This window comes from Litchfieldella anticariensis FP35 = DSM 16096 (assembly GCF_000409775.1).
In the GTDB taxonomy this organism is placed as follows: Bacteria; Pseudomonadota; Gammaproteobacteria; order Pseudomonadales; family Halomonadaceae; genus Litchfieldella; species Litchfieldella anticariensis.
In genome coordinates this window covers 434,712-449,954 of record NZ_KE332391.1, presented here as the reverse complement: position 1 = coordinate 449,954, position 15,243 = coordinate 434,712, and the positions used below count along the sequence as shown (strand labels likewise).

The 15,243-nt window shown below is 60.9% G+C and carries 12 protein-coding genes; 2 read left to right on the top strand and 10 right to left on the bottom strand.

The features are described 5' to 3' along the window. Nucleotides 1-107: 107 nt before the first annotated feature. Nucleotides 108-1,049 carry a sugar phosphate isomerase/epimerase family protein gene (locus L861_RS14485; protein ID WP_016417210.1) on the bottom strand — a complete coding sequence of 314 codons (942 nt, stop codon included), beginning with the start codon at nt 1,047-1,049 and terminating at the stop codon, nt 108-110. Between the two features lie 47 nt (nt 1,050-1,096). After that, on the bottom strand, nt 1,097-2,269 hold the full coding sequence (locus tag L861_RS14480; RefSeq protein ID WP_016417209.1) for a Gfo/Idh/MocA family protein: 1,173 nt from the start codon (nt 2,267-2,269) through the stop codon (nt 1,097-1,099). Nucleotides 2,270-2,536: 267 nt separating this feature from the next. Between L861_RS14480 and L861_RS14475 the strand changes: the two genes are divergently transcribed. Further along, on the top strand, nt 2,537-3,559 hold the full coding sequence (locus L861_RS14475; protein WP_016417208.1) for a LacI family DNA-binding transcriptional regulator: 1,023 nt from the start codon (nt 2,537-2,539) through the stop codon (nt 3,557-3,559). Between the two features lie 136 nt (nt 3,560-3,695). Here L861_RS14475 and L861_RS14470 read toward each other — a convergent pair whose 3' ends face one another. The 8 genes from L861_RS14470 to L861_RS14435 form a co-directional block, all read right to left on the bottom strand. Then, entirely contained in the window at nt 3,696-4,076 is a 381-nt protein-coding gene (locus L861_RS14470; RefSeq protein WP_016417207.1) for a tautomerase family protein, read from the bottom strand. A 169-nt stretch (nt 4,077-4,245) separates the two neighbouring features. After that, entirely contained in the window at nt 4,246-5,748 is a 1,503-nt protein-coding gene (locus L861_RS14465) for a CoA-acylating methylmalonate-semialdehyde dehydrogenase (RefSeq protein ID WP_016417206.1), read from the bottom strand. A 54-nt stretch (nt 5,749-5,802) separates the two neighbouring features. Further along, complete coding sequence (gene iolE, locus L861_RS14460; protein WP_016417205.1) at nt 5,803-6,702, bottom strand: myo-inosose-2 dehydratase; 900 nt, start codon at nt 6,700-6,702, stop codon at nt 5,803-5,805. Between the two features lie 178 nt (nt 6,703-6,880). Next, on the bottom strand, nt 6,881-8,731 hold the full coding sequence (gene iolD, locus L861_RS14455; protein WP_016417204.1) for a 3D-(3,5/4)-trihydroxycyclohexane-1,2-dione acylhydrolase (decyclizing): 1,851 nt from the start codon (nt 8,729-8,731) through the stop codon (nt 6,881-6,883). Beyond that, the gene (locus L861_RS14450) at nt 8,728-10,671 is read right to left on the bottom strand and encodes a bifunctional 5-dehydro-2-deoxygluconokinase/5-dehydro-2-deoxyphosphogluconate aldolase (protein WP_016417203.1); all 1,944 of its coding nucleotides are present in this window, start codon (nt 10,669-10,671) and stop codon (nt 8,728-8,730) included. The genes iolD and L861_RS14450 overlap by 4 nt, the downstream gene beginning before the upstream one ends. Nucleotides 10,672-10,948: 277 nt before the next feature. Beyond that, on the bottom strand, nt 10,949-11,959 hold the full coding sequence (gene iolG / locus L861_RS14445) for a bifunctional inositol 2-dehydrogenase/D-chiro-inositol 1-dehydrogenase (RefSeq protein ID WP_016417202.1): 1,011 nt from the start codon (nt 11,957-11,959) through the stop codon (nt 10,949-10,951). Between the two features lie 10 nt (nt 11,960-11,969). Further along, on the bottom strand, nt 11,970-12,869 hold the full coding sequence (locus L861_RS14440; RefSeq protein WP_016417201.1) for a sugar phosphate isomerase/epimerase family protein: 900 nt from the start codon (nt 12,867-12,869) through the stop codon (nt 11,970-11,972). A 62-nt stretch (nt 12,870-12,931) separates the two neighbouring features. Further along, the gene (locus L861_RS14435; protein WP_016417200.1) at nt 12,932-13,759 is read right to left on the bottom strand and encodes a TIM barrel protein; all 828 of its coding nucleotides are present in this window, start codon (nt 13,757-13,759) and stop codon (nt 12,932-12,934) included. 542 nt (nt 13,760-14,301) lie between these two features. Here L861_RS14435 and L861_RS14430 point away from each other — a divergent pair. Then, entirely contained in the window at nt 14,302-15,177 is an 876-nt protein-coding gene (locus L861_RS14430) for a MurR/RpiR family transcriptional regulator (protein ID WP_016417199.1), read from the top strand. Nucleotides 15,178-15,243: the final 66 nt, after the last annotated feature.

Here is a 15,243-nt window from a genome sequence, read left to right as displayed (position 1 = left end):
CTTGTTCCGGAATGTTTGGGTCACCAGAGTGGTTAGGAGGGGAGCGGGATCGGGCTTGGTTTTTTCATAGTCTTTCTCCTTTGTTGTTGTCTTGCTGGGCGTACTTCTTACTTGCTGATGGTTTGCTGCAGGGCGTCGATGGAGGATTGGATGCCTGCCTCGGTGGACATGGTGAAATCTTCCATCTCGAGACTGACCCAGTCGTTGTAGCCAACCATGCGCACGACGGAGAAGAACTCCTTCCACCACTGCAGGTCGTGGCCGGCGCCGACGGCGACGTAGTTCCACGCACGGTTGGCAACGTCGGTGACTTCCTTCAGTTCAAGAAGACCGTTCATATCGGCCAGACCGCGCTCGATGCGGGTGTCCTTGCCGTGGCAATGATGGATCGCCTCGCCCAGGGCACGGGCCCCGGCGATCGGGCATGCCCCTTTCCAGAACAGATGCGACGGGTCGAGATTCATACCGACCTTCGGCCCCACTTCGTCGCGCAGGCGGAACAGGGTCTCGGGGTTCCACACCAGCATGGCGGAGAAATTTTCAAGCGCGTATTTCTCGACACCCACTTCATCGGCGAGCTTGACGAGCCCATGCCAATAGGGGAACGCGCAATCTTCCCACTGGTAGCGGTCGCGTTCGGGCATCTCATCGGGCCAGCTCTTGGTGTAGACGAGCCAATTCGGCACGCTGTCACTTGGAGCGGCGGGCGGCAGGCCGGACATGGTCACGATCTTCTTCACGCCCATTTCACCGGCCAGGCGGATGGTCTGTTCGAGCTCCTTGCGGTGACGCTCGCCAAGCGCGCCGGGATCGAGCGGATTGCTCGAGCAGTTGAGCGCGGCGATCTCGAGACCGCGGGCTTCAATTTCGCTCAGTTTTCTCTTGAGCAGGCCCTTGTCGGACAACAGTTCGTCAGCACGGAAATGGGGTGCCGGCGACCAGCCGCCGCCGGTCATCTCGACGCCCTCGACGCCGAGAGCCACGCATTTGTCGAGCATCTCAGTGAAGGAGAGATCGCCCATGACATCGGTACAGATAGAAAGCTTCATCGTCGTTACTCTCGTTATCGGTTATCGATGCGTACCCGGTATGTGCGTTACTCGTAACGGACCCAGGTAGCGCCGCTGTCGGCCGAGCGCACGCAGTTCTCGAGCCAACGCACGCCTTCGGTGCCGGCCTCGATCCCCGGGTAGTGATGCGCTTTCAGGAAGGCGTCATCACCGCGCTTCTTGGCGTCGATGGCCTCGGCGATCCACAGATAGATGTTGGACCAGCTGTCACCGAGACCTTCGGTGTGAAGCGCACCCATGCGATCGATTGCCAGGCTTTCCTCTTCCAGGTAGGGCATGCCGTGGTGCAAGGTACGGCTCGGTTCCCCCTGCACCTCGTAGATCAACTGGTCGGGATGGGAGTCGGACCAATCGAGGGAGGCTTTGGAACCGACGAAACGGTAGCGCTGGGAGCCCATGTGGCCGGCGTTCACCGACGATACCCAGAGACGGCCACGGGCGCCGTTGTCGTAGTGGGTCAGCACGGTGGCGTGGTCTTCGAGCGGTTCGCGGGTTGGAATGAAAGCCTTGCGGTCGCAGAGCAGTTTTTCGATCTTCATATGCGGCAGCACCATCCCGGAGAGGTAATGGAGGTGCGTGCCGATATCGCCCAGCACGAAGGTGGGGCCGGCGGTCTCGGGGTTGGTGCGCCATTTCACGGCCTCGCCGGCGCCCACATCGTCGCCCGCGTTGAAGCCATGGGTATATTGCATGTCGACGATGCGGATCTCGCCGAGCATGTCCTTCTCGACCATAGCGGCCATCTGGCGAACCAGCGGGTGACCGCTGAAGCCATAGGTCACGCCCACGATCAGACCCTTGTCCTCGGCCAGTCTCGTCACCTCTTCGCACTCGGCGACAGTGAAGAACAGCGGCTTTTCGCAGATCACATGCAGGCCCGCTTCCAGGCAAGCCTTGGTGATCTCATAGTGGGTGAAGTTGGGCGTGGCGATCGACACGACCTCGACGCCGTCTTCGCGCGCGGTCTCTCCTGCGATGAGATCCTGGTAGGTCGTGTAGCAGCGATCCTTGGCGACACCGAGGTTGATACCGAAATCGCGGCCACGCTCCGCGTCAAGATCGAATGCGCCGGCCAGCAGTTGGTAGGTGCCGTCCCGCAGGGCGCCGGTGCGATGCTTGTAGCCCACCTGACCGGTGCGTCCGCCTCCCACCATGCCCCAGCGCAGGGGACGTTGGATTGTCTTTTCACCATTGATCATGTCGTGATTCCTTGTCGGTTGTTGTGGTTCGAGTGATTTGCACCCGGTTGCAATTGGTGGCCAAAAAAATTGCAGGCCTGCTGCAGCTCTCGATTCTCCGAAGGGGGCATTTGCCGCCTATTTGCACTCGGTTGCAATGATGGCCGAAAAAAGTGCGCAAGCCGTGTTGCGCCTTTCGCCCCACCGGAAGCAGGTTTATGTGCTATCAGATTGCACCCGGTTGCAAAAAGCGTAGAATGGGTAAAAACGTTCTGTCAAGGAAATGTTGTGAACAAAAATTCCAAGCCCCAGGCGAACCAGAAAGTTACGGCCAGTGATGTGGCGGCCAAGGCCGGGGTGTCCAAGTGGACCGTTTCCAGGACCTTCACCGAGGGCGCTTCGGTCTCTCCCCGGGCACGAGAGCGCGTGCTCAAGGCCGCTGCGGAACTTGGCTACCGGCCCAACCTGTTGGCTCGTGGACTGACCAAGCGTCAGACCCATATCGTGGGCCTGGTGGTAGACGAGATGGACAACCCCAATTTGCTCGCACTGATCAATGCCACCACCTCGCAGCTGCAAAGCAGAGGCTATCTTTCCATGCTGCTGAACATCAGCTCGGAAAACGATCATGGTGCGGCCATCTCGTTGGCCGACCAGTTCCAGGTGGACGGTCTGATCTTTCTCGGCACCGTGTTGAGGGACGAACTGGTGGAATTGGCGCAACAAATTCGCCACATCCCTCTCATCGTTCTCTACCGTAATTGCATGGACCCCAATATCCAGGTCGTCTCTACGGATGGCTATCGTGCAGGTCGTGAGATAGCAGCCTTGTTGATCGAGCAGGGATATCGGAGGATTGGTTACATGACGGGGCTGATCAGCGAGTCCACCCAGCTCAGGCGGCTGGAAGGGTTTCGAGATGGACTGGCCGAGCATGGTCTGGCTGTCGAAGAGATCCTGGAAGGGGGGCATTACCAGCGCGCATGTGGCTATCGCACCCTGGAGCGCTATCTGGAAACCATGGTGCCGGCCGAAAGGGTCGAGGCGTTGTTCTGCGAGAATGACATTCTCGCCATCGGCGCCCTGGATGCGCTGCACAAGCGGGGAGAGGTGGGAAGCATGGGAATCGTCGGCTTCGACGACATCGAGGAAGCGGCGTCGCCGAGCTATGCATTGACGACCTACCGGCAGCCTTTGGAGCAGTTGGTCAGCGAGGCGGTTCGACGGATAAGTCTCAGGGATGCGGCACCACGTCGCCACCTGGTGCCGGGAGAATTGATAATCCGTGACTCCCATCGCAGGACGCATTGAAAACGCCACGGGTACCGATTAGGAACCGCTCGCTGACTTTTTGTTTTCTCATGATGATCGCCTTGACTCCCACGCTTGTGCCATCGCGAGGTCATCAAAGAGGTAACGAGAGAAAAGTGTGCTGGATTCTTGCGGCTCAACAAGCCAGTTGGGTAGTGAGAAACTGCGCCTCGCCGTGGCTGAACGACCAATCGGCATCGCTATTCTCGGTAATCACGATCATCACATTGGCCGGCTTGATATCAGCTTGATGGGCCAGGTCGTCGACTACCCGGCGATAGAAAGCTTGCTTGGCTTCGGCGGAACGCCCGGCACGCATAGTCAGTTGCAGTATCACCGCATCACAATGGCGTTTCTGTAGTTCCATCTGTTCGACAGGAAGTGCCTGGATGATCTGGTAACGGTCGTCGTCGGGAAAATCGAGGGTCTCGATCACTGCGGCATTGACGATGTCGGCGACTTTCTTGCGCCAAAGTATCGGGCGGTGATCGGGTAGGGTGATAGTAACTAGAGGCATGGCGTCCTCCCTGTTCGTTGAATATGGCCAAAAGTACTGCTTCAAAACGTCGCGAGCGAAGACAGGTCGGGCGCTGCCGGAGCACAGGAACCGGAGTGTACGGAAGGTGTACATGAGGATTCCGCGCACCGCCAGCGCCCGAGATGTCGAGCGCAGCAGTTTTGAAGGGTTAATGCGTCGGCATGGTGAAGTGATTGGTCTCAGCACGAATACCGCTCGGCCAGCGCTGGGTGATGGTCTTCATGCGGGTGTAGAAGCGCACGCCATCGGGACCGTGCATGTGCAGCGGACCGAACAGTGAGCGCTTCCAGCCGCCGAAGCTGTGGAAGGCCATGGGCACCGGGATCGGCACGTTGACCCCCACCATGCCCACCTGGATCTGCTCGCAGAACTGGCGGGCGGCGTCGCCGTCACGGGTGAAGATGGCGGTGCCGTTGCCGTACTCGTGGTCGTTGATCATCTTGACCGCTTCGTCATAGCTGTCGGCGCGGGCGATGGCCAGCACCGGGCCGAAGATCTCCTCGCTGTGGATGCGCATCCCCGGCTTGACGTGGTCGAACAGCGAGCCGCCGACGAAGTAGCCATTGCTCGCACCTTCGATCACCGCTTCTCGACCGTCGACCACCAATTCCGCGCCTTCCTCGACGCCGGTAGCGATGTAGCCCTTGACCTTTTCCAGGTGCTCCCTGGTGACTAGCGGGCCCATGTCGTTGTCGGGGCCGTCGACGATCCCCGGGCCGACGCGCAGCTTGGCAAGCTCGGCGACGAGCTTCTCGCGCAGGCGCTCGGCGGTTTCCTGGCCAACCGGTATGGCCACGGAAATGGCCATGCAGCGCTCGCCGGCCGAACCGTAGGCGGCACCCATCAGGGCGCCAACGGCCTGGTCGAGGTCGGCATCGGGCATGACCACCATGTGGTTCTTGGCGCCGCCCAGAGCCTGGACACGCTTGCCATGCGCAGAAGCGGTGGAATAGATGTATTCGGCGATCGGGGTGGAGCCGACGAAGCTCACCGCCTGGACGCGCTCGTCGGTGAGCAGCACGTCGACGGACTCCTTGTCGCCGTTGACCACGTTGAACACGCCATCGGGCAGGCCGGCTTCCTTGAGCAGTTCGGCCAGGCGCATCGGCGTGGACGGATCCTTCTCCGAGGGCTTCATGACGAAGGTATTGCCGCAGGCCAGGGCGATGGGGAACATCCACATCGGCACCATGGCCGGGAAGTTGAACGGCGAGATACCGGCACACACACCCAGCGGTTGCATCAGCGAGTAGCTGTCGACGCCGGTACCCACGTTCAGCGAGTGCTCGCCCTTCTGCAGGTGCGGGATGCCGCAGGCGAATTCGACGACTTCCAGGCCACGGGTCAGTTCGCCCTTGGCATCGGAAAACACCTTGCCATGCTCGCTGGAGATCAGTCGAGCGATCTCGTCGGCATTGGCCTCCACCAGTTCCTTGAACTTGAACAGGATGCGCGCGCGCTTGAGTGGCGTGACCTTGGACCACGAGGCGAAGGCCTCGTCGGCAATGCGTACCGCTTCGCGGGTTTCATCAGCGGTAGCCAGGGCCACTTGAGCGCTCTGCTCGCCGGTGGCGGGATTGTAGACCGGAGCGAAGCGTTCGCTGCGGCCCTCGACGATGCTGCCATTGAGATAATGATGAATCTGGTTCATGAAATAACCTTCGGGGCTTCCGGTTAGAGATTGGGGGCCTGTGATCAGGGCGTGTCATTTCTCGACGGTGAACCCTGCTTGTTCGGCCAGCGATCTGAGGTTGCGACACCCCAGGCGGGCATAGGTCAGCGGATGCGCGACTTTCGGGTCCTGCTCGGCTTCCACCACCAGCCAGCCCTGGTAGCCCTGTTCACTCAGGTGCTTCAGAGCGGGCAGGAAATCGATGTTGCCGTCACCGGGTACGGTGAATACCCCATCGAGCACACCGTTGAGGAAGCTCTTGTCGCGGTTGCGCAGCTCATCCAGCACTGGGAAGCGAATGTCCTTGCAGTGCACGTGCTTGATGCGTGAGGAGTAGCGCTTGGCGATGGCCAGCGGGTCACCACCGGCGCCCACCAGGTGGCCGAAGTCGAGCAGCAGGCCCACTGAGTCGCGGGTATTGTCCATCAGGCGCTCGACGTCGGCCTGGCTCTCCACCACGGTGCCCAGGTGGTGGTGGTAAGCCATGTGCACGCCTTGCTCCTTGAGGTAGTCGCCGACGATGTTGAGCCCTTCGGTCAGACGCTGCCACTCGGCATCGCTCAAGTGCGGGCGCTGAGACAGCGGGTGCGACTGGTCGCCGTGTACGCAGTGGGTGACCTCACAGAACACCATGGCCTTGGCGCCACACTGCTTGAGCAGGTTCAGGTGATCCTTGACCGCCTCGATCTCCTCCTCGGGGCTACGCTCCAGCAGATTGCTGGAGTACCAGCCGGAGACCAGTGACAGGTCGTGCTTGCCCAGCACTTCGGAGAGAGCCTCCGGAGTGCGCGGGAACTTGTGGCCCAGTTCGAAGCCGCTGAAACCGGCCTCGCGGCCTTCCGCCAGGCAGACCTCGAGTGGAGTCTCGCCGCCCAGGCTGGGCAGGTCGTCATTGGTCCAGGTCAGCGGGTTGATTCCCAGTCTTACGGTCATGGCGAACTCCTGTAGGGAAAGACTGCATAAATGTCTGCGCGGGCGAATCACTGCGTTGCGCGCTGCTCGACATCCTCACCTAGTACCGCATAGGCTCCGGTGTCTGCGCTGCGGGCGCCTTGTGCTTCATCCCGCTCGCCGATTTATTCAGTGTTTCCCAAGTCGGTCGTGATAGTGGTTAAAGGTTCTGGAACTGGCGTGTCTTATAACTCTCATAGCGCTTGCGGGCTTCCTCGACCTCGGAGCGCTCGGAAACCTCCGCTACCGCCACGTCCCACCATGAACCGCCTTCCTTGGTATCGCGCAGCGGATCGGTATCCAGGGTGATCACGTAGCTGACGTTCGATGCCTTGGCACGTTCCAGTGCCGCTTCCAGTTCCTGGATGTCGTTGACCTTCTCGGCGCGTGCACCGAGGGCAGTGGCGTGCGCGGCGAAATCGGTCTTGGGCGCGCCGCCCTCGACGGTCAGGCAGTCGTCCAGCAGGTTGTTGAAGCCGGGGCCGCCACAGAATTGCTGTAAGCGATGGATACAGCCGTAACCCCGGTTGTCGAGCACCACGGCGATGATCTTGTAGCCCAACATCACCGAGGTGGCGATCTCGGAATTGAGCATCAGGTAGGAGCCATCACCGACCATGACGAAGACTTCGGAGTCGGGCTTGGCCATCTTGGTGCCCAGGCCGCCAGCCAGCTCGTAGCCCATGCAGGAGTAGCCGTACTCCATGTGGTAGCCGCGGTCGTTGCGGGTGCGCCACAGCTTCTGCAGCTCGCCCGGTAACCCACCGGCGGCACACACCACGATGTCTTTCTCGCCGGCGGCGCGGTTCACGGCGCCGACGACTTCGGCATCGGTGGGCAGGTTGGTGCCGCGATCGGTGGTGGCGATGTCCACCGTCTTGTTCCATTCGGCGCGGAGCTGGGCGGCTTTCTCGATCCAGGCACCCTCGGGCTGCCACTCTCCCAAGGCCCACTGAACTTCAGACAGCGTCAGCCTGGCGTCGCCGACCAGCGGCTGACCCTTGTGCTTGACGGCATCGAAGGAGGCGACGTTGAGACACAGCAGGCGGGCGTTCGGATTGATCATGGAGCGCGAGCCGGAGGCGAAGTCGCCCAGGCGGGTACCTACGGCGATGATCAGGTCGGCCTCGGCCGCCAGGGCATTGGTGGAGGCGGCACCGGTCACGCCGATGGTGCCCATGTTCTGCTCATGATCCCAGGGCAGGGCGCCCTTGCCGGCCTGGGTTTCGCCCACCGGCAGATGGTAGGTGGAGACCAGCGCGTCCAGCTCGCTCAGAGCGCCCGAGTAGTGAACGCCGCCTCCGGCGATGACCAGCGGCTTTTTGGACTGACGGATCAGTTCGATGGCGGCGGCCAATTCCTGCTTGTCCGGTGACTGGCGACGCAGGCGGTGCACCTTTTCGGCGAAGAAGTGCCCCGGGAAGTCATAGGCCATGGTCTGCACGTCCTGCGGCATGGCCAGGGTCACCGGACCGCACTCGACCGGGTCGGTCAGCACGCGCATGGCCTGGGGCAGCGAGGTCAGCAACTGTTCGGGCCGAGTGATACGGTCGAAGAAGCGGCTGACCGGCTTGAAGCAGTCGTTGGATGTCAGGGTGTGGTCGTGGAAGTTCTCGACCTGCTGCAGCACCGGGTCCGGCAAGCGGGTGGCGAAGGTGTCACTCGGCAGGAACAGGACCGGCAGCCGGTTGACATGGGCCACGGCGGCGGCGGTAACCATGTTGGTCGAGCCGGGCCCGGCCGAGGCGGTGCAGGCCATCATCTGCCGGCGGTTCAATGTCTTGGCGTAGGCGATGGCGGCATGCGCCATGCCCTGTTCGTTGTGGGCCCGGTAGGTGGGCAGTTCATCCTGGACGTGATACAGCGCCTCGCCCAAGCCGGCCACATTGCCGTGGCCGAAGATGGCCCACACGCCGGCGAACATGGGCTTCAGCTCACCGTCGATGTCGACTTTCTGGGCCATCATGTAGCGAATGACGGCCTGTGCCATGGTGAGTCTAACGGTGTTCATGACAGGATTTCCTCTGCTTGGGGCTGGGCGGTGGTGCGCAGCCGCTGCCATTCCTCGATCAATTCCGCGTAATTGCCCGCGACCTGGTCGACCAGTTGAGCATCATCGATATCACCGGCCAGCCAGGCACGGCTGGGAGCGGAGAACAGGGTGCGGCCGACGGTAAACCCTTTGCACTGGGCATGCTGCGCGGCAGCAGTGAAGCCGTTCTTCATGTCATCCATGGGTGCGTCCAGTCCCAGCAGTACCACGCCACGGCAATGTGGATCCTGGCTCTCGATCACTTGGCTGACTTCTCGCCAGGCGGCATCGGACATGGTCGGCAATTTCCACCAGTCAGGGCGGATACCCAGGTTGTAGAGACGCTGCAGGGAGCGAGCCAGGGTGTGATCGTCGACATCCTGATGGTTGGGCGGAATCACCTCGACCAGTAACTCCAAGCCATTGCTGCAGGCTGCCTGGTAGAGCTGGCGCAGGTGAGCCTCCTGATCGAGACGCAGCGATACCGGGTCATCCGGGTGGTAGAACACCAGGCACTTGATGATGTGCTCCTTGGGCCAGTTACGCAGACAGCTCCCCAGGTCGTCGCCATGCTGGAAGCGCAGTGGGCGCGAGCTGGGCAGTTCCACCGGGCGGCCGATCCACCAGCCCTTGCCGGTGGCATCGTTGAGCGCGTCCTGGCCGAAGACGTCATCGACCAGGATCGCCGGCTTTTCAAGTCCGGTGCGGCGCGCACCTTCCTCGGCGGATTCGACCAGCAGGCGCTTGAGGGTCGGGATCCGACCGGGGTCGGCCTTGACCTCACGGGCCATGTCGGTGAGCTGGCGCCGGTGATCGAAGGCCAGGCCACAGACCTCCGGCCACTCCACCGGGGTCCGTGTGGTGACCCGGTGCAGGTGGTTGAGCTGGATATCCTTGTCGGGGCGTTTCACCGATTCGCGACGGCCCAGATAGTCGAACAATTCTTCTTCGGTGGGCATGGCCGGGGCACAGCCGTGGCGTGAGACAACCAATGCACCGCAGGCATTGGCATAGCTGGCGCTGGTGGCCCAGTCCTCGCCGCGTAGCCAGCCGCGCAGCAGACCGCTCATGAAGGCGTCGCCGGCGCCCAGCACGTTGAGCACCTCGACCTTGACGCCCTCGACCAGGATGCCGTCCTCGATGCGTGCGGGAATCTCGCCCTCGAAGACCACGCAGCCTTGGGGGCCCAGCTTGCAGACCAGGGTGGCATCACTGATCTTGCGCACCGCGTGCAGGGATTCAAGGGTGTCGGTGCTGCCCCCTGCGATATGGAATTCTTCCTCGGTACCGACGATCAGGTCGAAGTCGGGGAGCCAGGCTTGCAGGTCGCGGGTGACCTTGTCATCGGCGATGAAGCGGGTTTCCCCGTCACCGGGCGTGGTCAGGCCCCACAATACCGGACGGTAGTCGATATCCAGCACACGCTTGACGCCATGCTCGGCGGCGGCGTCCAGGGCCTTGCGGCAGGCCTTGCCGGTGGTTTCGGTGGACAGGTGCGTGCCGGTGATGGCCAGCGCCTGCGCACGGCCGATGAAGTCCGGGTCGATGGAATCATGATCGATGGCCATGTCGGCACAGTCACGGCGATAGAACAGCAGCGGGAAACTGTCACGATCCTTGAGCGCCAGCAGTACCAGCCCGGTGTGGCGTTCCGGGTCGGTCTGCAGGGCCGTGGTATCGACGCCCACGCGCTCGAGCTCCTCGCGCACGAAGTTACCCATCTGCTCATTGCCGACGCGCGACAGCATGGCTGATTTCAGCCCCAGGCGTGCGGTGCCGTAGGCCATGTTGCCGGAACTTCCACCCAGATACTTGGCGAAGCTCGAGACGTCCTCGAGTCGGCTGCCGATCTGTTCTGAATAGAGGTCGACGGCGACGCGTCCTAGACAGATCAGATCCAAGGTCTTCGTGTCGTTCATAGCGGTCGTATCCTACTTGGGGCCGTATCCCGAGCTCCTGCGTCGTTGCTTGTCGGTAGAAGGGCTCTGCCGGCCAGGGTTGCCGTATATCGGTAGCGTTTTTCAAGTTTCGTTCAGATTAGAATATAAATTCCAAAATCTCAACAAATGGAAGATGTGATTCATTATCCATTGGTCGCAGGTCAGTTTGGCTGGAAGAAAAAAGCCCTGACCGACCGGTTGTGGCAGGCTCAGGGCTTTGGGCAGGATCAGGCATCAAGCCAAGGGCATGCGCGGGTCAGGCATAGAACCCAGGGCGCTCCGGCATCTCGATCGACTCGATCTGGCCGCTTTCCTGGGCCTTGACACAAACATCGCCGGCAATGGCCGCGGCATAGCCGTCCCAGGACGACGGCCCGCCGATCTCACCGTTGGCAACACCATCGATGAAGGCCTGAAGCTCGACATCGAAGGCGTCGTTGAAACGTTTCTTCCAATCCTGAAGGATGTCGCTGGAGAGCTTGCCGGCCTGTCGGTACTGCAGGCTCTGCGGCTCGGGCAGGTTGGCTATGCCTTCCTCGCCGACGACGGAGCACTGGATGTCGTAGCCGTACTGGCAGTTGACGAAGACTTCCACGTCGATGCGTACGCCCTTGACGGTTTCCAGCAGCACCATCTGTGGATCTTCCACCTTGCTATGAGCGTGGCGGGTCTTGCGCGGGAAGATGACCTGGGCGCTCTTGTAGTCGTCGTCGAGCAGCCAGCGGAAGGTATCCAACTCGTGGATCAGCGTGTCGTGGATCGCCATCGGCGTAACGTAACGCTCCGGCACCTCGGGGTTGCGGTGCGCGGCATGGATCATCAGCGGCTCGCCGAGCTTATTGGCGTCGATGACATCCTTCATCATCTTGTAGCCGCTGTCGTAACGGCGCATGAAGCCGACCTGTACCATGCGCTTGCCGGCCTGGATCTCGGCATCGATGATGTTGCGGCAGCCTTCGGCGGTGGTGGCCAGTGGCTTCTCGCAGAACACGTACTTGCCGGCTTCGATGGCCGCCAGCACATACTCCTCGTGGGTCGGGCCCCAGGAGGTGACCAACACGGCATCGACATCGTCGGCCTTGATCAGGTCCTGGCCATTGTCGTAGACCTTGGCACTGAGCCCCAGATTGTCGGCCATGCGCTGCGCCTGCTCGGCGTTGACATCGGTGACGGCGACGATTTCTCCATCGGTGAGTGTCTGGGTGATGCGACGCGAATGCTCCTCGCCGATCATCCCGGTACCGATGACTCCGATTCTGACTGTCATTGTTGCGTCCTCATTTATTCCAGTATTTGTCGACGTAGCGCTGGATCTCTTCGCGCATGAAGCGCGAGGATTCCTCGGCGCGCTCTTCCCAGCCGAACACGCAGCTGGACAAGACGCCGTCGAAGCCGATCTCGTGCAGGGTGCCGAAGAACACGTCCCAATCGATTTCACCCTCGCCGATATCGAGGTGTTGATGCACCCGTGCGGTGGAGCTCGGCGGGTTGACGATGTAGCGCAGGCCCGAGGAGGCCTTGTGGTTGAAGGTGTCGGCGACGCGGGCATGGACCAGCACGTCCTTGGTGCAGCGAATCGACTCGGCCAGATCGTCGCCGTAATAGAAGGAGTGAGGTGCGATGTAGGAGCACTTCACTGACTTGGAATTGATGGTCTTGATGATGTCCACCGCCGGCTCGATGGTCTCGACCCAGTCTTCGGGATGGGGCTCGACGCTGAGCGTCAGTCCCTCGCGCTCGAGAATCGGTACCAGCACATCCATGGAGCGCCAGAAGGCATTTTCGCAGGCCTCGGGTGAGTGACGGCCCTCGCGGTCGGCGTTGGAGCGCTCATCGGACCCACCACGGCCGAACTCGGAGATCAGGGTGTCGCACTCCATTTCCACGGCAACCTCGATGACCCGCTTCCAGTTGTCCATGGCCATCTCCCACTCGTCCTGGTACGGACTGGACCAGCGGTACATCGGTTGCAGGGTGGCAAGGCTGACGCCATGGTCTTTCATCGCCTTCTTGAACGAACGGACGCGCTCGGGATAGACGCGAGGGCGGGTCCACCACTGCAGGAAGTCCGGACGCGGCGACAGCTCGATATAGTCGTAACCCAGTTCCGCGGTCAGGCGGCAGGTTTCCTCGAGCGATAAGTGCCGGTGCATATGGGGATCGAGGGCAATTTTCATGATTCAGTCCTCTCTTGGTCTCCAGCGGTCGTTGGTCTTGCGTTGGAGAATTCGACGGGCCGTTACGCGGACAACTGCTGGCGGATGTAATCGATGCTTTCCTTCACGGCACCAAGCGGGTCCTTCAGCCCATGGACTTGCTCGGCAAAGGGCTCGAAGGAGAAGTAGCCACTGTAACCGGCGGCCAGCAGTTCCTTGATCTGGCCGACGTTGTCCAGGCGGTCGCGATCTCCCACCAACAGGCGATGGGCGTCGAGCATGTCGTCGAAACTGATTGCCGGGTCCTCGACGCCGGAAATGTGTACCAGACCGGTATGCTCGGCATAGAAGGCGGTCTCGCCGGCACCTTGGTGGTGGAAGGTGTCATGGACAAGGCCGAAACGTTGCTCGAGTCCCAGTTCCTGGATCGCCTTGACCGCTTTTTCCTTGGTGCGCAGCGAGGAAATGGGGAAGCCTAGCGGTTCGACGAGGCCCTGCAGGTCGTAGCGGCCAAGGATGCTATCCAATGCCGTCAGTGCCTTTTTGAGGCCGGCGTGCTTTTCTTCCTCGGAGGCGTTGTAGTCGCCATCGACCAGCGGGCAGAGCACCAGGCCCCGGCCACCGGCGGCATCGACGAGTTGTGCCAGCTTTTCGGCCTGGGCGGCGCGCTCGTCATTCCAGATATTGAAGGGGTAAAGGGCGTTGATGCTGAGCACTTCGATTTCCAACTCGCGGGTGCGCTGGCCTGCCGCCTTGGCCTGGTCGAGTTCGGTGATGCTATTGGCTTGTACGTCATTGCGCAGTTCGACCGCACCCAGGCCCATCTCCTTGGCGGCTTCGATCAACTGCTCCGCGCTCAGGCGAGGGCACACCATGTGGTTCAGGGAAAACTTGAGAGTTTGCTCGGACATCGATGAATCCACCATTGCTAGTAGGTTGTCGTGGCTAACCGGCTTCGATGCGTGAATCGAGGGAACGCAGAGCCAAGGCGTTCTGAATGAGTTGAAAGTTAGAACAATCATTCCATCAAATCAATATACGGAAAATTCATCTCAATGGCGTTCAAGTGCTGCGATAGAAAGGAATTGTGGTCTTGTAAATCAACAGGATAATGAAGGGTGGCCGTGAAGGTAGAAGCAGAGTTGAAGGGGGGATCGCATGGCCCTACGACCAAAGGTGTACGTGGATCTGTCCTTGTATTGGTGAACAACTCACTGCGATTGGCAAGGCGAAGTAGATAAGATATTCATGTTCAAACGGCAACCTAGTGCCCGATATCGGGAGGCATGCAGACACGGTTTCTGGTGCTGGTTGAGGTTGTCCGTTCCCTGTACGATGAGAATTGTATGTTCTATACTATCGTATATATAGAATTTTTGTTCCAATGTGCCTAGACTGCACTCGCGACCATGTCAAAGCCGGGGTGCCGTGGCCTCGGAAGGAAGGCTCGACCATGACCAAGCCCAAGCCCCCACAGGACTTTGCGGAACTCGAAGCGCGTATCACCGAGGAGTACGCCTCCTTGAGCCGGCGGCTTCAGCAGACGGCACGCTTCCTGCTCGATCACCCGCAGGAGGTGGCCTTTGCCACCGTCGCCAAGTTGGCCGAAAGAGCGGGCGTCACTCCCTCGACCTTGATCCGTTTCGCCAACAGCTTCGACTTCAAGGGTTTCTCCGAGATGCAGCAGCTATTCCGCTCGCGTCTGGTGGATGAGTTGCCCAACTATGCCGAGCGCATTCGCGCGGTGCGTACCGCTACCGGAGAAACCCCCGACAGTACCCAACTGTTGTGGGAGTTCGCCGAGGCCAACCGTGAGGTTCTGGAGTCATTGCCCGGGCGTATCGACCCGCGCGACCTGGAGCGGGCACTGGATATCTTCGAGCGGGCAGAGATCGTGCACGTGATGGGCGCCCGGCGCAGCTTCGTGGTCGCCAGCTATTTCACCTACGCGCTGCATCATATCGACAAGCGGGCCTTTCTGGTCAATGGACTGGGGGGGATGCACGGTGAGCAGATGAAATCCGTCGGCAAGCGGGATGCCGTACTGGTGATCAGTTTCTCGCCCTATGCCCAGGAGTCACGTGAGATTGCTGCCGAGGCCAAGGAGCGTGGTGTTCCGTTGATCGTGATCACCGATTCCAACCTCAGCCCTTTGGCGCGGCTGGCCGATGTCTCACTCGTCGTGCACGAGGCGGAAGTCAAGAGTTTCCGTGGTCTGACAGCATCGCTGTGCCTGACCCAGACGTTGGCGATCGCCCTCGGGGTGCGACAGGACAAGGCCCGTGACGCCGCCGGCAAGGACGATACCTCGGTCAGTGGTCAGGTGTGACACCTCGCTCGATCTCTGACTAAAGAAAGATCGCTGACAAAGAAGATAGTGCTACCTATGGCATGC